The following is an 18,098-nucleotide window of genomic DNA, read 5'->3' as shown; positions in this document are numbered from 1 at the left end:
TATAGACATCGTTTTATATACAAATCGGCTGTTTACTTTCATCTATCAATATTTATGATGAGAAGTTGAGTTGATTCAATACATCGATGGAATGATGTAGCTACAAAGTAAAAGGTTAAAAAGAAATGAAGAAATTACTCATCGCCAGCCTAATCGCCATTTCAAGTTCATCAATCTTTGCGGCAGACACTACAGCATCTGTGGCAAAAAATGATGTCTTTAAACAGGCTGAACAATTGTATGCGGCAAAAAATTATCCTGCTGCTTTCCAAGAAGTGCAGCGCCTTGCGCAGACAGGAAATGCTCAAGCGATCTATAACTTAGGTTATATGACGCAAATGGGACAAGGCACCCCTAAAGATAATGCCAAAGCTCTAAAATATTATGAAGACGCTTCAAACAAAGGTTATGCTCAGGCCAGTTATAGACTTGCACAGATTTATGAAACGGGTGAATTAGGCGTTGCAAAAGATAGTAATAAATTTAGCCAATATGTGCAAAAAGCATCAGCTCAAGGCTCTGATGATGCAACGGTAAAAATTGCGACCATTTTATTTGCTCAGAAAAAGCCACAGTCTCATCAAATTGCTTTACAAAAGCTAGCGCCTTTAATTCGAAAAGGAAACTACCCTGCTATTCAGGTCAAAGCACTTTATGATATTAGCCAAGGGGTTGAAAATAAAAACCCTCTCATGAAACGCCAAGGCATTGAAGCTTTACAAGCAATTGCACAAAAAGGTTATGCACCAGCGTCTATGGCTTTAGCGACTATGATGGCAAATGGCAATATCATTCCTCAGAACTTGCCTCAAGCAAAACAGATTTTTACTGAACTTGCTAACCAAAATGTTCCTAATGCTAGAGAATCTTTAGCTTCAGTCGAAAAGATTATTGCTGAGAAGAATAAACAAGCTGCAGCCGCCCCTACACAGCCTGCACCTAAAAAATAGCAAAGAAACAATAGCCCCGTATGGGGCTTTTCTTTTACCACCACAAAGCGATAAGTCCACTTACCCCAATAAAACCAATAATGGTACTTATCATTAAAGGTGTTAATGTTCTTTCATTTAAACCATATGCTTGCCCAAAAATACCAAAAGCAATTGGCATTGGAAGTGCCGCAATTAATGTTCCGGCATATAACATCTCTTGACTGACGTTTGGTAATAAAAGGAATAACCCAAAAATCACAACTGGCATAAGAATGACATTAAACCCAGCCAACAATACACTTTGTAAATTCACGGCGGTAATACCTATACCAACCAAGCTGCCGCCAATAGCAAATAGTGCTAGAGGCGAAGCTGTCCTTCCTAAAAGTTCTAAAGCTTGCCCAAGTTTTGAAGGCAGATGAATACCTAGCAAGATACAGCTCATCCCCACCAAAATTGCAATAATTACAGGATTTTTAATTAAATTTATGAATGTTTTTTTCAGTAAAGGCAAAAGCCGCTGCTGTTGATGTAATCCCGCTTCTGCCAAAATAAGCATTAAAGCGACGATTAATAAGTTTTCAATAATTAAAGTTAAAGATATATAGATTGCAGCATGACTACCCATGAGCATAGTCAAAATAGCAGTACCCATAAAACCTGTATTTGACATAGAAGCACCCATTGATATGACTGCACTATGGGTTAGGCTGTTTTTAAAATATTTCCGATAAATGATAAAAGCCAGAAAAAACAAGATTAAAGAGCCACCACCATAAGCAATAAAATAAGCGGGGTGCCAAATATCTTGTAAATTTTTATTGGCTAAGGATTGGATTAAAAATGCAGGAAGAGCAATTTTAATAACAAATGCGCTAAGAGCCTTAATTTGCTCAGGTGTCACCAATTTAATGAGAACACTACAGTACCCCATCAATAATAAAATCAAAATTGGTAAGATTACCTGAAAAACCACAGACTACTTCCTCACTCATTTCAAAAGAAAAACGGGCAAATCTTAATTTGCCCGCATATTTAAAAACTAAAAAGAATCAAAAAGCTGTTTTAAGCCATGTGGTTGACAACGCAAATATTGAGGAGCAATTTTGACTTTTGCCCCCAATGTAGCTGCAGCATGCCATGGCCAACGTGGGTCATATAACATTGCACGTGCAAGACCAATGGCATCAGCTTGTTGGTTTTCTAAAATTTGTTCAGCATGCTGTGGATCAGTAATAAGACCTACCGCAATCACAGGAATAGATACATGTTTTTTAACCTGCTCCGCGAATGGTACTTGGTAACCTGCCCCGATGGTAATATTTTGGTGTTCATGTAAGCCACCACTAGAGACATGGATATAAGCGGCTCCCAGTTGCTCTAAAGCTTTTGATAACCCAACTGTAGACTCAACGTCCCACTGTTCGTTACCATCCATCCAATCAGTTGCAGATAAACGCACCCCTACAGGATAACCCGCAGGAACAGCAAGTTTAATTGCCTGAAGTACTTCAAGCGTCATACGCATACGGTTTTCTAAAGAGCCGCCATATTCGTCAGTACGTTGATTGGCAATTGGAGATAAAAATTGATGCAACAAGTAGCCATGCGCCGCATGTACTTCGATTAGCTCAAAGCCCGCTTCAACTGCACGTTTTGCTGCAGCTGCAAAGTCTTGTTGAATTTGTTTAATTTCATCAACTGTTAATGCATGTGGCGCAGCATCGTGAACTGAAAAAGTACTTGTACTTGGAGCAACTGTTTGCCAACCATGTGGCTGATCTTTTGCAATTTGACCTTTCCCCAACCAAGGCTTTTCAGTTGATGCCTTACGTCCAGCATGTGCTAACTGAATTCCAAATGGCATAGGAGAAAGTGTTTTAACTTTTCCTAATAAAGTTTTGATTTGGTCACGTTGCTGATCATTCCAAAGTCCAAGATCTGCGTAACTAATTCGACCTTCCGCTTGTACAGCCGTAGCTTCTACAATGCATAACCCAGCTCCAGACAACGCGTAATTTGCCCATTGCTGCTCATGCCAATAGGTAATTTCGCCTTCATCAGTTGCCGAATACTGACACATTGGGGCAATTACAATTCTATTGACCAGTTGTAGCGAATCAAAATTAACCGTTTCAAATAATTTTGCCATTTTAAATTCCTAGAATTGTTTAATTACACGTAAACCTGCACTCCAGTTACGCCCATCAGCGGGTTCAAAGTAACGATCATTACCATCATTTACGATAACTGAACCCGCATAGTTTTTATCAAATAGGTTATCTACACGAGCAAAGCTTTTGACCTTCCAAGCACCTAAATCCCATGCATAACCAATATTTGCTGAAGTTACACTGTAGCTTGGTGCTGCGTCACTGTTGGTATCATTCACGTATACTTTGTCCATATACTGTACATCTACACCACCATATAGTCCGTGGCTCGGTTGCCAAGCTAAAGAAATGTAAGCCTGATTTTTAGCAATTCCAGGAATCGCATTGCCATCTGGAATTTGAGCAATATTGCCTAAAGCAGGAATATCCGCATCAAAAGTAGCATCTAAATAGGCATAGCTTGCTGTCGCTGTTAAATCTCGCCACAACTTTTTATTCCATGCAAACTCTACCCCTTCACGCAAAGTTTTATCCGCATTTCGGAAGGTAGAACGACCATTTGAGCTTCCTGCTGAAACAATGTCATTTTTGGTTTTAGTTTGAAAAACTGCCAAAGTAAAATCACCTAATTGGTTTTGTGATTTTAAACCAGCTTCATAGGTATCACTGGTCGATGATTTTAAATCAAAATTAAAACCTGACTTTGACGTATCGGCTGGATAAGCCATTTCAGTAAAGGTCGGTGTTTCAAACCCTTTGGCATAACTCATATAAGCCATGAGCTCAGGTAAAATTTGCCAACTTAAAGCAAGCGACGGTAAAACTTTATCGTAATCTGTTTTGCCACTATCATCACCGTTAACAGTCCCATACTGATCAGGCCCTGAAGTAAAATGATCTTTTGACTTGTAATGCACATTACTATAACGCACACCTGTATCTAGACGCCATGTGGGTAAGAACTGCCACGAAGCTTGTAAATATGGATCGATATTCCACAAAGTATTGTCTTCATTACGGCGTAACTTACCTTTCACACCATAAACACTATTCGCATTAAAATTTTCATAACCTTTACGGTCTTCATCCATTGCATCGATTGCAACCCCGACGCTTACAGTGGTATTTGGAAGTAACTCTTTACCTGTCCAACGGAAATCAGCACCATAATAATTACGTTCAAAATCAATTACACCACCCGCATGATTAGGATTTGCTTGGCCTGTGTAAATAGGTTTACCATCTTTTAATGTTACATCGCCTTTTGGAATAGATTGATACTGAGTGACTTGACGATTACCCAAATATGCCATGGCATAAAGTTCATTTTTATCATTAATAGGTTTAGACCATGTCATGCCCGTTTGAGTTTGTTCGATATCTTTACGAACATTAAATTGCTTTAAAAACGGAACTTGTTGCTTTGGATTCGCATTCCACTGATCATGCGTTAAACCCTGTGGATCATCGGCATTAATTTTGACATAGTTAGTCACCCAGTTGATTTTACTTCCATCATTAAGGTTCCAACTGAGCTTTGCATTATTTAATATTTTTTCTGCCCCGCTATGTTCTCGGTAACCATCAGTATCGAAGTATGATGAGCTAATAATATAACTTGGTTCATTCGCCCCTTTTGCTCCACCTTGTAGCACTAACCCAGCTCGGCTTTTATCGTGACTACCACCCGAATAGCTCAGCTCAATTGAGTCTTTCCCTTGCCCTTCTTTAGTAGAAGTTAAAATAGTCCCGCCTGATGAATTTCCATAAAGTGAAGAAAAAGGCCCTGTTAGGACTTCAACATGATCTAGACTGCTTAAGTCGATATTAGATGTTTGGCCCTGCCCATCTGGCATTGTTGCAGGGATACCATCCACATAAAGACGAATACCACGGACACCAAACGTAGAACGTGCACCAAAACCACGCATAGAAAGCTGTAAATCTTGCGCATAATTTTCACGGTTACGAATCTGTAAACTCGGTATGCCCTTCACAACTTCAGTTAAATTTACTTGTGAAGAACTATCCGCCTGAGGTGCCTCGATTCGGAAAACCGAAGCAGGTGTTTGTAAGTAAGTAGTATCAGTACGCGTTGCTTCTACATGTAAAGTTGGCAATTTGGCAACGTCTGAATTTAAGTCTTCTGCCCAAACAAGTGGGCTAGAAATACAGCCCATACTCATCAAAATACAGTAATGAAGTCGGTCTAAGCGTAATAAGGACATGCTTATTTCCTTTATTTATATTGTAGTTATGATAACAAAAAGCAGTGTCTTGTCTGGATATAGAATTCGGTTTACATTGTTGTAAATCTGGAACAGTCGTTTTGCGATATAAAAATTGATTTCCAGTTTAAGAGTTATCGGCTCAAAGATGGATGATCTTTCCAGCAATATCGTTCAGGCCAATCTTTTGCTTCCTCGGCATAATCAATTCCAATACGTGGCGTTAAAACCACTTCTGGCTGTGTAGTGGCTGCCTCAATCCATAGTCCAGATTCTTCACCTAAAGTGTGGCCTTTTAAAGTCCGATTAATGCCTAAATAACGCGTCAGTTTGCCAGGTCCAGCCAAAAGCTTATATTCTTTTTTAGTTGAAGCACCATTTAAAAATGCTGATCGAATCATCACTCCTTCAGGTACACCTTCTGTTTGAGTAATAATGTTGAGCATTTCATACATGCCATAAATTAAATAGACATAAATGGTACCACCATGGCGATACATCACTTCTGTTCGTGCGGTACGTTTGTCATTGTAGCTATGGCAGGCTTTATCACACACGCCTAAATAAGCTTCTGTTTCACTAATTGTACAGCGGATAACTTGTCCATCAGGTTGTCGCTTACATAATACGCAGCCGATTAAATCATATGCTACTTCCGAAGTTTCTCGTTGAAACCAGCTTAATGGTAAAATATCTGACATAGTATTCTCTGAAATATTACATACCACACGTTATACTTGATTAATCCAGTATATCTGTTAATTCTGCGAGTTGGCATGCCTGAGTTACCTGAAGTTGAAACCACCAAAACCAGTTTATTTCCCTTATTGAATCAAAAAGTTTTAAGTGTTGAAGTACGTAACCCTAGCTTACGTTGGCCAATACCAGATGATATTCAAAGACTTGTTGGGCAACGCCTGATTGGATTAAATCGTCGCTCAAAATATATTTTGGCAGAGTTTGAACAAGATCAAATGCTCTGGCATTTAGGCATGTCAGGTAGCTTTCGTCTGTGTCAACCAAACGATGAATTGAGAAAGCATGATCATCTGATTATTCAATTTGAAGATCAGCAGTTACGTTACCACGACCCACGTCGTTTTGGCTGCATTCTTTGGCTTAACCCTGAAACTCAAGGCAAACTCATCGATACTTTAGGCCCAGAGCCTTTAAGTACTGACTTTCATGCAGAATATTTAGCTTCCAAACTCAAGAATAAAGCTGTCGGCATAAAAATTGCACTCATGGATAATCATGTAGTGGTTGGTGTTGGCAATATCTATGCAACCGAAAGCTTGTTTAATGTTGGCATTCACCCAGCTCAGCCTGCTGGCGATTTGACTATGCAACAAATTGAGAAACTGGTTATCGAGATTAAGCGCATTTTAAAATCGGCAATTGATTTAGGCGGCTCGACTTTACGAGACTACAGCAATGCCATGGGTGAAAATGGTTATTTTCAGCAAACATTGCTCGCATACGGTCGTGCCGGAGAAATGTGTGTTAACTGTGAAACCACATTAGAAAACTTAAAACTTGGTCAACGCGCCAGTGTATTTTGCCCACAATGCCAACCGCTTAAAAAGCTGAAAAAGCCTTAATTTTTTGGAGAAAGACAACATGCAAACAGCAATTGTCCGACATATTTTAGTCAAAGATAAAGACTTAGCCGAACAGCTAAAAAAGAAGCTACAAAGTGGGGCTGACTTTGCCAAACTTGCCAAGCAATATTCTACCTGTAATTCAGCTAAACGTGGCGGTGAACTTGGTGAAGTCAAAAAAGGACAGTTGGTACCTGTTATCGACAAAGTCGTTTTTACTGCTGCTGAACGCGTGTTACAAGGTCCTATCAAAAGTCAGTTTGGCTATCATCTTTTAGAAGTTAAATTCCGAATGGGCAGCTTACGTTAGGACTCATTAATTTAATTATCGTTTTCAAAAGTATTAGCCTGGGCATTCATTTGATATGTCCAAGCTTTAATATATTCACCCGACTCTAGTTTTATATCAGCTGTCACGCGTTGGTATTGAAAGCCTTCAAAATCATCTAACATTTGCCAGTTTTCTGCTAACTTTTCTGTGCTAAACAAATAGCCTTCTACCCAATCTGCTTGTGGATCTAACTCTAAGGCCTTTAAGCCTTTGTCTGGCCCCCAATCTAAAATATGAATTACCCCTCGTACACTAGCTTTCGTCCAGCTTCCACCAATCTGCTCTAAAATATGAGCATTTGCTTTATTAGGGCATAAGGTTCCATATACAAAAAGCTGATTCATTAATTTATGTTCCTTGTTCAATATGCTTAGCTAAACTTAACTGTGACCTTGCAATTTTATCAATATCTCTAATCCAGTATAAAATACGATGTAATAAAAAACGGTACTCTAAGTACCGTTTTTTATTTGAAATCTGCTTAAGCTTTCTTTTTCAACTCATCACGAATTTCGCGCAATAATTGTACGTCTTCAGGAGTTGCAGCTGGAGCTTCTGGCTCATTCTTATCACGGCGAAGTTTGTTTAATAATTTAACCATTAAGAACACAACCCAAGCCAAAATCAGGAAATTAATTAAAATGGTCAGGAAGTTACCATAACTTAGTACATTGATACCTGCTTTTTGTAAGGCATCTAGAGATTGTAAATTATTAGGATTTGCACCTAATACGATAAATTTCTGCGAGAAATCAACACCACCACCAGTAATTACAGTGATAAGCGGCATGATGATATCTTTTACTAACGAGTCTACGATTTTGCCAAAAGCACCACCAATAATTACACCAATGGCTAAATCCATCATATTGCCTTTAATGGCAAATTCTTTAAATTCTTGAATAATACTCATCTAAACATCTCCAGATGTAGGGGGGAGGAACACATCATATTTTTCTTTTTTCACTGGCCTCTTATCCGTCTAGATAGTACTCGCCATGATATTGATAATTTAATATTTTTTTCAAAAAAAGAAAGCTATTTCACACTTTAACAACATATTTGCTTACAAGAAAAATATGATTTTAAGTTTACTTTCAGCTTTACCAGTAAGCAATAAAAAACCGCTAAACGAATTTAGCGGTTTGTCTTTTTTCATTTAAGAAAAATTATTTATCACGATTACGTTTACGTTCGTTTTCAGTCAAGTAACGCTTACGGATACGGATTGATTTTGGAGTAACTTCTACTAACTCGTCATCTTCAATGAATTCAAGCGCTTGTTCAAGCGTAAATTCAATTGCTGGTACTAAAGTTAAAGCATCATCTGTACCAGATGCACGAACGTTAGTTAATTGTTTCGCTTTAGTTGGGTTTACAACCATATCGTCTGAACGAGAGTTAATACCCACGATCATACCTTCGTAAACTTCTAACTGTGGTTTAGCGAACAAACGACCACGGTCTTGCAAGCTGAACAATGCATAGCCCAAGCAAGTACCTTGAACCATAGAAATCAACACACCGTTTTGACGTTTCGCAACAGTACCTTGTTTAACAGGGCCATAATGCGAGAAGCTTGAAGTCATGATCCCTGTACCAGAAGTCATAGTCAAGAATTCAGAACGGAAACCGATAAGACCACGTGAAGGAACAGTCGCTTCAATACGGATACGGCCTTTACCGTCAACTTCCATATTAGTCATTTCGCCTTTACGGTGACCCATTTGTTCCATTACAGCACCTTGATGCTGTTCTTCAACGTCAAACGTTACGTTTTCGTAAGGTTCTTGTCTTTCACCATCAATTTCTTTGATGATTACTTGTGGACGTGATACGCCCATTTCAAAACCTTCACGACGCATGTTTTCAATTAAAACTGAAAGGTGAAGTTCACCACGGCCAGATACTTTGAAACGGTCTGGACTGTCAGTATCTTCAACACGTAAAGCTACGTTGTGAATTAATTCGCGATCAAGACGTTCACGGATATTACGTGAAGTTACGAATTTACCTTCTTTACCAGCAAACGGAGAGTTGTTTACTTGGAAAGTCATAGATACTGTAGGTTCATCTACAGATAAAGCTGGTAATGCTTCAACATTTTTCGGATCACAAATCGTGTCAGAAATGTTAAGTGCATCAATACCAGTAATACATACGATGTCACCAGCAGATGCTGAGTCAACATCAATACGCTCTAAACCATGGTAACCCATGATTTTTAAGATACGACCGTTACGTGTATTGCCATCTTTGTCAATTACAGTAACAGGAGTGTTTAATTTTACTGAACCGCGTTGAATACGACCAACACCGATAACGCCTACGAAGCTGTTATAGTCAAGTGATGAAATCTGCATTTGGAATGGACCATCAACGTCAACCGCTGGTGGCTCAACGATGTCTACAATCGTTTCGAACAACGGAGTCATATCTTCTGCAAGTTCTTCAGGAGCAGGACCCGCTACACCACGTAAACCTGATGCATAAACGATTGGGAAATCAAGTTGCTCATCAGTTGCACCAAGGTTATCAAACAAATCAAACACTTGATCGATTACCCAGTCTGGACGCGCACTTGGTTTATCAACTTTGTTGATAATAACGATTGGTTTTAAACCACGAGCAAAGGCTTTTTGTGTCACAAAACGAGTTTGTGGCATTGGGCCTTCTTGAGAGTCAACAAGAAGTAATACGCAGTCAACCATCGACATAACACGTTCTACTTCACCACCGAAGTCGGCGTGTCCCGGGGTGTCCACGATGTTGATACGGTAAGTTGTATCAGTACGCTTATCCAACCAAGTAATAGAAGTGTTTTTCGCTAAGATGGTAATACCACGTTCACTTTCAAGCGCATTCGAGTCCATGACACGCTCAATCTCGCCTGCTCGGTCACCGAGAGCACCTGATTGCTGAAGTAGTTTATCGACAAGTGTGGTTTTCCCGTGGTCGACGTGCGCAATAATTGCGATATTACGGAGATTTTTGATATCTGACATGAAAATTAGAAACGCCTGAAATTTGAGGGCAAATTATACAGAAAAACACTACTCTTGAGTAGTGACAGTTTATTGACATTGACAAAAAAATTTCCCAATAGCTTGTATTTCGTTTTGTAAAGATAGGTATCTCGATTAGAATAGCGCCAATTTGCGAAATTGCGGCGTACTTACCCCCATGTCCAATCAACCATCACAAGACCATCTTGACCTCGTTTATGGACTAGATGACCGACCAAAACCCTTCGTGGCTTTTCTAGCAGCTTTTCAACATTTGCTTGCAATTATTGTCCCGATTGTTACACCTGGACTTCTCATTTGTTTAGCTTTGGGCGTTTCACGTACCGAAACTAACATGATTTTATCCATGTCTTTGGTCATTTCAGGAATTGCAACTTTCTTACAATGCAAAAAAGTTGGTCCTTTCGGTGCAGGTCTGCTCATTGTTCAAGGAACAAGCTTTAACTTTATTGGACCAATTATTGGTATCGGTAGTGCAATGGTTGCTGCAGGTACGCCAGTAAATCAAGTTATGGCTGCTATTTTTGGTGTGGTGATTGCTGGTTCATTTATTGAAATGGGTGTTTCACAAATTCTGCCATGGGTAAAAAGACTGATTACTCCGCTTGTGACAGGTATTGTTGTCCTTCTGATTGGCTTGACACTTATTAAGGAAGGCTTGATTAGTATGGGTGGTGGTTATCAAGCCATGCAAGATCATACTTTTGCAAGTTCTGATAACCTTATAATGTCTTGTACAGTTCTTGCCATCATTATTATCTTAAACCGCATACGCATAGTGTGGATTAAAAGCTCAGCTATTTTGATTGCTTTAGTTATTGGCTACATTCTTGCCGGCTTCATGGGTTATTTAGATTTCTCTGGTCTAAAAGACGCCCCAGTCATTCAAATTCCAACACCAATGCACTTTGGCTTAAGCTTCTCATGGGGCTTATTTATTCCAATGGCATTCATTTATTTGGTGACTTCATTAGAAGCAATTGGTGATGTCACAGCAACCAGCAAACTTTCAAACCAACCTGTAGATGGCCCTCAGTGGATGCAACGCATTAAAGGTGGCGTGTTAGTAAATGGCGCAAACTCTTTACTTGCAGGATTATTTAATACTTTCCCTAGTTCTGTTTTTGCCCAAAATAATGGGGTTATTCAACTCACGGGTGTGGCTAGTCGTTACGTAGGGATCTGGATTGCAGCTTTACTCATTATATTAGGTCTATTCCCTGCTGTAGCGGGTGTAATACAAGCTGTACCACAGGCAGTATTAGGCGGAGCAGTTATGGTAATGTTTGGTGCAGTTGCTGCCTCAGGCATTAACATTCTTTCATCTATCCATCTCGATCGTCGCGCACTTTTAATTATTGCAATATCACTTGCACTCGGTTTAGGTGTTGCCCAAGTTCCACAAATTTTGGAGCACTTGCCAGAGTTATTTAAAAATATTTTTAGTTCTGGTGTAGCAACAGGTGGTATTGCAGCACTAATTTTAAATATTGTTCTACCTGAAACCCACAAATAACCTATTTTTTAATTTTTTGATTACTGCCCAGTTTCCACTGGGCATTCTTCTTCATGAGAGATGTACATGGATCCTAGAAGTGAAGTGGTTTTAAGACAGCAAGACTATTTAAAAGGTAGACTCTTGTTGATTAATGCACCCAATGATGCCTTAGTCAGTCAATTACCTACTGCGGTTGATGCCTCAGTCTGGACATGGAATTATGCTGACTACCAAGGTTTCATTAATACAGGTACCCCAGCACATTTCTCAGTTGAGTTTCCATCACAAGAATTTGATCAGGCTTTAATTTTTGTGCCTAAATCAAAAGAGCTTTTAAACTATATATTGCATGTAGTGATGAGCCATTTAAAGGCTGATCAATCAGTTTTTCTAGTAGGCGAGAAAAAAGGCGGTGTTGAAAGAGCAGCTAAACAATTACAAAGTTTTGGCCAGATACTTAAACTCGATAGTGCACGCCATTGTCAATTATGGCATTTAAAAATTGAAAAAACTGAAAAAATCAAGCCTCTTGAAAGCTGGTTAAAAACCTATACTGTTCAAGCAAATGAACAAGAACTTACCATTTGCGCGCTACCTGGCGTTTTTAGTCAAAATCATCTAGATGTCGGAACTGCTGTTTTACTCCCTTATCTAAATCAGGTGAAATCAGGTAGAATTGCCGACTTCGGGTGTGGTGCGGGAATTATCAGTTGCTATTTGGCAAAAGTAAATTCAAGTAATATTATTCATGCCCTAGATATTGATGCCTTCGCTTTACGGTCAACGGAAATGACTTTTAGTCGAAATGGAATAGGTTCAGACCAGTTGAGATTGCAGCCCGTTACAGGAATTGCAGACGCCCCAACAGAACTTGATGCCATTGTCAGTAATCCCCCCTTTCATCAAGGTATTCATACCAACTACGATGCAAGTGAAGGACTCTGCCAGAACGCTAAAAAACATTTAAAGGCATCAGGTGAGCTATGGATTGTAGCAAACCGTTTTTTAAACTATCCGATCTTAATCGAGAAGCACTTTGGTCAGTGTGAGATTAAAACTGATCTACAAGGCTTTAAGGTGTTATATGCCTGTGCATAACAAACTATGTAAGGAATCTCCATGAGCGAAACACATGCTCCTGAAAAACTCCAGCGAAAGCTTGGGGCTCGTCATCTGAATATGATCGCCATTGGTGGTTCCATTGGTACAGGTCTCTTCCTTGCTTCTGGGTCAACCATTGCAAATGCAGGTCCAGGTGGGGCGTTACTCGCCTATTCCCTCATTGGTATTATGATTTATTTCTTAATGACCAGCTTGGGCGAACTTGCAACTCATACACCGACATCTGGCGCATTCTTCACCTATGGCAGTCGCTATGTGGAAGAAGGCTTTGGTTTCGCACTAGGTTGGAACTACTGGTATAACTGGGCAATCACGGTTGCGTTTGAACTCGTTGCAGTACAGTTTATTATGAAGTTCTGGTTTCCAGATATTCCTGGGTTCTATTGGAGTGCGCTCTTCCTCGTCATTATTTTTATGATTAATGCGATGAGTGTAAAAGGATTTGGCGAAAGCGAATTCTGGTTTTCAATGGTTAAAGTTATCGCTATTGTTGCCTTCATTATCATTGGTATTGCCATGATTATTAAGGTGATGTTGACACCAGGTGTGGCCACTTTTGGTAATTGGACTTACAAAGATGCGCCTTTTGTAGGTGGTTTACAAGCCATGATTGGTGTTGCCATGATTGCAGGGTTCTCATTTCAGGGAACCGAAATGGTGGGGGTGGCTGCGGGTGAATCGAAAGATCCAAAGAAAACGATACCACTTGCGATTAAACAGATTTTCTGGCGAATTTTATTATTCTATGTATTGTGTATTTTCATTATCGGTACACTCATTGCCTATGATGATCCAAACCTATTACAAGCTGCGACAACAGAAAATGTTGCACTTTCTCCTTTTACCTTGCTTTATGAAAAAGTAGGCTTTGCTTTCGCTGCGAGCTTAATGAATGCGGTTATTTTGACAGCTATTTTGTCGGCAGGTAACTCAGGTATGTATTCTTCTACCCGTATGTTATTTGATATGGCTCAACAAGGCCGCGCACCAAAATGGTTTGCAAAACTCGACAATCGTGGTGTTCCAATGAATGCCTTATATGCGACTACATTTATTGCTGCATTCTGCTTCTTAACGACTTTTATTGGGGAAAAACAAGTCTTTAACTGGCTTCTCAATATGTCTGGGATGTGTGGTTTCATTGTTTGGCTAGGTATTGCAATTTCACATTATCGTTTCCGTAAAGGTTATATTGCTCAAGGTTATAAGCTTGAAGATCTTGCCTACCGTGCTAAGTTTTTCCCATTTGCTCCATGGTTTGCCTTTATTCTTTGTTCTGTCATTATCCTTGGCCAGAACTATCAAGCTGTTTTAGGTGGAAAAATTGACTGGATGGGCTTACTTTCTACCTATATTAGCTTGCCTTTATTCTTAGTAATTTGGCTCGGATATAAATGGAAAAATAAGACTAAATTAATACCTTACGATCAAATGGATGTAAAACCAGAGCAAGATTAATAGTAAGCTTAAAGAGCTAATCAAAAATATCTAAATGTCAAAAACTTGATCTTTAGTTAAAAACAGGTAAAATGCCGTTCAGATTTTCAACGGCACTTTTTAAAAAAGGAGGACATCATGCCAACACTACAAGGTAAAACACAGTAACGATTTGGCACGATGTCAGCTCACGGACAAGTGTACAAATTTAATTCACTTGTCCGAATGCTCGAATTTAAGACCTAGCATTCGCTAGGTTTTTTTATGCCTATTCGGACAGAAAAATAAGAGAAAAATTATGGGCATACAAAAAATATTAAACGAAGAGGCGCTCTATGGTGTGCCGGTTAAAATTTTCACTCAAGATATAGATAGTGAAAGTATCGAACAACTAAAGAAAATGGCACAGCTGCAATTCATATACTCACATATTGCTGTTATGCCAGATGTTCACGTAGGAAAAGGCGCGACTGTAGGTAGTGTTATTCCGACTAAACATGCAATTATTCCAGCTGCAGTTGGTTTAGATATTGGTTGTGGAATGAATGCAATTCGTTTGAGTCTAAAAGCGTCACAACTTCCAGATAACTTAAGCCGTTTACGTGATGCAATCGAACGTAAAGTACCCGTCGGTTTTGCTTTACATAAACAGGTCAAAGCGAAAGCGTCGAGTATTATTCCACTCGAAAAGCGTTTACAACCGATTATAAAGAAACATCCAGGTCTAGTTCGTATGCTTCGGCAGTTTGATGCAACTTGGCAAAAACAATTAGGGACATTAGGAGGTGGTAATCATTTTATAGAGTTATGTATTGATGAAAATCAAGATGTATGGGTCATGCTCCATTCAGGTAGTCGCGGTCTTGGTAATGTCATTGGTACTTATTTTATTGAACTCGCCAAGAAAGAAGCACAACATCGCTTCGGGCATGTACCTGATAAAGACCTAAGTTATTTTGCTGGAGGTTCAAACAGTTTCAATGATTATGTAGAAGCTGTGGAATGGGCACAAGAATATGCTTTCGAAAATCGCAAAGAAATGATGCGATTAATCTTAGAAGCAATTCGACCTCTTCTACCCTCTTTTCAAATGACAAAAGAAGCAATTAATTGCCATCATAATTATGTAAGTCGAGAAACCCATTTTGGTGAAAATCTTTTAGTTACCAGAAAAGGAGCGATTAGAGCGGGTTTAGATGAGTTAGGAATTATTCCAGGTTCTATGGGAGCACGCTCTTATATTGTTAGAGGAAAAGCTAATCCTGAGTCTTTTTGTTCTTGCTCTCACGGAGCTGGCCGCAAAATGAGCCGAAGCAAGGCAAAAATACTTTTTAATCAACAAGACTTAATTGAACAAACGCAAGGAATTGAATGTCGTAAAGACAGTGGTGTTGTCGATGAGATTCCAAGCGCTTATAAGGACATTGATGAAGTTATAGCGAACCAGTCAGATCTTATTGAAGTGGTCCATACACTGAAACAAGTTTTATGTATTAAAGGTTAAAACATGAAAATTAAAGAAATGCCAAAAATTAAGGCTCGCAACCACGTAGCCCTTTCACCTTTACTTCAAAAAGGTGGCATGCATGAGACAGAAAAACCTCGTGCACAGCATCGTCGAGATAGACAAGATACTAAACAGCAATTAAAAAAAGGTGTTTGGTAAAACTGATCTAACCATGAACAACTGAGTACATATTATCAAGGAGATAGAGAAATGAAAAAATATTTTAAAAATCGCAATAAAAAAAGCGACTCTAACGAGTCGCTTTTTTACTGTTCAGAAACTCAAATTATTGAGCTTGTTGACCAGGTTGAACTACTACAGTACGGCTACCAGTAATTGTCGCGAATACACGACGGTTCATAGCACGACCTTCTTTAGTTTTGTTGTCAGCAATCGGTTGATCCCAAGCGAAACCTTGAGTAGACAAACGAGAAGCGTCAACATTGTATTCGTTTACAAGAGCTGATTTAACAGAGTTAGCACGAGCTAAAGATAAACGTTCGTTCAACTTACGTGGACCAGTGTTATCTGTGTGACCTTCGATACGTGCAGTAGCGTTAGGGTATTCAGTTAACTTCTCAGCAACTTTAGCGATTTCTGGCTTGTATTGGTCTTTGATGTTTGATTTGTTAGTATCAAAGAACACACGAAGTTCCATGTTAAGGTCTTCAGTTAACTCTTGTGGTTGTGGAGCAACTGGAGTTGGTTCAACTGGAGCAACTTCTACTACAGGAGCAGCAGGCTTCAAGTGACCACCAAGAACTACGTTTAAACCAGCAAGAGCTGTATAGTTCCAGAATTGTTCATCAAAGTTATAAGTACCACGAGCTTCTGTACGAAGAGATAAAGCATCGTTTAAGCGATAGAAAGCACCGATACCAGCGTTACCTAAAGTACCTTCTTCACCATTATGATAAGCTAAACGAGCATCATCAAAGTCATATTTATAATGACCAGCACCTAACAATACGTAAGGCTTAAATTTACTGTCATAGTTTTTAGTGATTAAATCAGAAGTAACATAGAAGTTACCATTGATTTGTTTTTGTTTGTATTCACCGTAGCTCGGATCTACATCACCTTTAACTTGGTTATATTCAGCTTCAAAACCTAACCATGGTGTTAACTCAATACCTAAAGCTGCACCAACGAATAAATCATTTTGAAGTTCAGGGCTGTTTGTTAAACTACCTTTGTCACCACCATTGTTGTGTTGGCTGTCTTGCCAAGTGTAACCAAGCAATAATGGAGTAACTGTTACGCCAGCATTAGCAGCAGCTAATGGAGCAGCAACAAGCATAGTAGCAAGTGCAATACGACTCAATTTCATGGATATCCTCCAGAGATAACAATTGTTGTTCAAGCTCAGCCTAAATTTATTGGCCCCTGAGATATTTTTACCCCAGTATTATTTTTAAGCTATTCACATTTGAATCATACAAACACTTGATAAACTTTCCAAGTGCTTGATAATTTTAATCAAGTAAATTATTGACAAAATTACTTACAATTTCCGTTGTAATTCGGTAATTTTTTACTCAACTAGCAAAAATGAATAACTTCTTTGTTTCGCTTACGGTGATTTTACCAGTATTCTAGCCAACTGATAACCCTTATTTAATTTTGTGTTTCCTTATTATAAAAAATAATATAAATCATTGTCAGAAAACATAAAATTGCTCTATTTATACATATATTAAGGTTTCTTAATGTTTAGATCTCCTGGTTTTACTATAGTTGAGCTCTCTATAACCCTCGTAATTCTTGTGATTATGTCAGTTATAGCCATTCCTTTATACCATCAATTTATGGCATCTGTAGAATTAAAAAATACTTCGCGTGTACTCACAATTCATATACAAAAAGCCAAATCGGACGCAATTATTAAGCATAAGAACATTGTTCTGTGTCCAAGTTCAGATCAGGTAATCTGTAATACAGATTGGAATAAACACTTAATCAGCTTCATAGATAGTAACCGTAATCTACAGCATGATTTAAATGAAGAATTATTAACCTCTATAGATCTTAACCATACTTATGGTTCTATGAAATTACAACGTTTTGGTAAAAAACAAAATAGTATTGTTTTTCAAGGAAGCTCGGGACTTCCAATCGAGTCTAATGGTAGTTTTATTTACTGTTCTTATGATCAGCTTAAAAATTTTAAATTAGTTCTTAGCAAAATGGGGCATGTGCGTGTCGAAGAATTAAAAAATTGTTAGAACTCTACAGTCTAATGCCGAGACCAATACATCCCTCATTTTGCAATATACTGCTTAAGTTTTAATGTTTTCTTAAT

General features: G+C 38.8%; 17 protein-coding genes. 9 read left to right on the top strand and 8 right to left on the bottom strand.

Annotated features, from left to right (window positions below):
- Positions 1-125 precede the first annotated feature (125 nt).
- Entirely contained in the window at positions 126-950 is an 825-nt protein-coding gene (locus F984_RS21450; protein WP_002051569.1) for a tetratricopeptide repeat protein, read from the top strand.
- 34 nt (positions 951-984) lie between these two features.
- Here the strand turns inward: F984_RS21450 and F984_RS21445 are convergent, their stop codons facing one another.
- The 4 genes from F984_RS21445 to F984_RS21430 all read right to left on the bottom strand — a co-directional run bounded on the left by F984_RS21445 (position 985) and on the right by F984_RS21430 (position 5,975).
- Positions 985-1,908, bottom strand: coding sequence for an AEC family transporter (locus F984_RS21445; protein ID WP_004712067.1), 924 nt, complete (start codon positions 1,906-1,908; stop codon positions 985-987).
- Positions 1,909-1,974: 66 nt separating this feature from the next.
- On the bottom strand, positions 1,975-3,084 hold the full coding sequence (locus F984_RS21440) for an NADH:flavin oxidoreductase/NADH oxidase (RefSeq protein ID WP_004712065.1): 1,110 nt from the start codon (positions 3,082-3,084) through the stop codon (positions 1,975-1,977).
- A gap of 9 nt (positions 3,085-3,093) precedes the next feature.
- Entirely contained in the window at positions 3,094-5,274 is a 2,181-nt protein-coding gene (locus tag F984_RS21435; RefSeq protein WP_004712063.1) for a TonB-dependent receptor family protein, read from the bottom strand.
- A 134-nt stretch (positions 5,275-5,408) separates the two neighbouring features.
- Entirely contained in the window at positions 5,409-5,975 is a 567-nt protein-coding gene (locus F984_RS21430; protein ID WP_004712061.1) for a DNA-3-methyladenine glycosylase, read from the bottom strand.
- Positions 5,976-6,050: 75 nt separating this feature from the next.
- On the opposite strand from F984_RS21430, the gene mutM reads away from it, so the two are divergent.
- Positions 6,051-6,875 carry a bifunctional DNA-formamidopyrimidine glycosylase/DNA-(apurinic or apyrimidinic site) lyase gene (mutM, locus tag F984_RS21425; RefSeq protein WP_004712059.1) on the top strand — a complete coding sequence of 275 codons (825 nt, stop codon included), beginning with the start codon at positions 6,051-6,053 and terminating at the stop codon, positions 6,873-6,875.
- A 19-nt stretch (positions 6,876-6,894) separates the two neighbouring features.
- Positions 6,895-7,185 carry a peptidylprolyl isomerase gene (locus F984_RS21420; protein ID WP_002051379.1) on the top strand — a complete coding sequence of 97 codons (291 nt, stop codon included), beginning with the start codon at positions 6,895-6,897 and terminating at the stop codon, positions 7,183-7,185.
- 11 nt (positions 7,186-7,196) lie between these two features.
- On the opposite strand, the gene F984_RS21415 is transcribed toward F984_RS21420, so the two are convergent.
- The 3 genes from F984_RS21415 to typA form a co-directional block, all read right to left on the bottom strand.
- Positions 7,197-7,550 carry a gamma-glutamylcyclotransferase family protein gene (locus F984_RS21415; RefSeq protein ID WP_004712057.1) on the bottom strand — a complete coding sequence of 118 codons (354 nt, stop codon included), beginning with the start codon at positions 7,548-7,550 and terminating at the stop codon, positions 7,197-7,199.
- Positions 7,551-7,687: 137 nt separating this feature from the next.
- Positions 7,688-8,119, bottom strand: a complete 432-nt coding sequence (mscL, locus tag F984_RS21410) for a large conductance mechanosensitive channel protein MscL (RefSeq protein ID WP_004712056.1) — start codon at positions 8,117-8,119, stop codon at positions 7,688-7,690.
- Positions 8,120-8,375: 256 nt separating this feature from the next.
- Positions 8,376-10,211, bottom strand: a complete 1,836-nt coding sequence (typA, locus tag F984_RS21405; protein ID WP_004712053.1) for a translational GTPase TypA — start codon at positions 10,209-10,211, stop codon at positions 8,376-8,378.
- A gap of 178 nt (positions 10,212-10,389) precedes the next feature.
- On the opposite strand from typA, the gene F984_RS21400 reads away from it, so the two are divergent.
- From F984_RS21400 to F984_RS22915, 5 genes are all read left to right on the top strand, one after another.
- Positions 10,390-11,748 (top strand): uracil-xanthine permease family protein, encoded by a 1,359-nt coding sequence (locus F984_RS21400; RefSeq protein WP_004712050.1) that lies wholly within the window; start codon positions 10,390-10,392, stop codon positions 11,746-11,748.
- 66 nt (positions 11,749-11,814) lie between these two features.
- The gene (locus tag F984_RS21395) at positions 11,815-12,828 is read left to right on the top strand and encodes a class I SAM-dependent methyltransferase (protein WP_002051385.1); all 1,014 of its coding nucleotides are present in this window, start codon (positions 11,815-11,817) and stop codon (positions 12,826-12,828) included.
- 21 nt (positions 12,829-12,849) lie between these two features.
- Positions 12,850-14,310: an amino acid permease gene (locus F984_RS21390; protein ID WP_002051328.1), complete on the top strand. Its 1,461-nt coding sequence runs from the start codon at positions 12,850-12,852 to the stop codon at positions 14,308-14,310.
- A gap of 277 nt (positions 14,311-14,587) precedes the next feature.
- Positions 14,588-15,793, top strand: a complete 1,206-nt coding sequence (locus F984_RS21385; RefSeq protein WP_004712047.1) for an RtcB family protein — start codon at positions 14,588-14,590, stop codon at positions 15,791-15,793.
- Positions 15,794-15,796: 3 nt separating this feature from the next.
- A complete protein-coding gene (locus F984_RS22915; protein ID WP_004712046.1) occupies positions 15,797-15,955 on the top strand; it encodes a hypothetical protein in 159 nt (52 codons plus the stop codon).
- A 127-nt stretch (positions 15,956-16,082) separates the two neighbouring features.
- Here F984_RS22915 and omp38 read toward each other — a convergent pair whose 3' ends face one another.
- A complete protein-coding gene (gene omp38 / locus F984_RS21375; RefSeq protein ID WP_004712042.1) occupies positions 16,083-17,126 on the bottom strand; it encodes an outer membrane protein Omp38 in 1,044 nt (347 codons plus the stop codon).
- Positions 17,127-17,505: 379 nt separating this feature from the next.
- Here omp38 and F984_RS21370 point away from each other — a divergent pair, with 379 nt between their 5' ends.
- Positions 17,506-18,021, top strand: a complete 516-nt coding sequence (locus F984_RS21370) for a GspH/FimT family pseudopilin (protein WP_004712040.1) — start codon at positions 17,506-17,508, stop codon at positions 18,019-18,021.
- Positions 18,022-18,098 lie beyond the last annotated feature (77 nt).

The organism is Acinetobacter nosocomialis NIPH 2119 (genome assembly GCF_000368085.1).
Taxonomy (GTDB): domain Bacteria; phylum Pseudomonadota; class Gammaproteobacteria; order Pseudomonadales; family Moraxellaceae; genus Acinetobacter; species Acinetobacter nosocomialis.
Note: the sequence above shows the minus strand (reverse complement) of the source record. Positions and strands in the feature narration are given on the sequence as shown.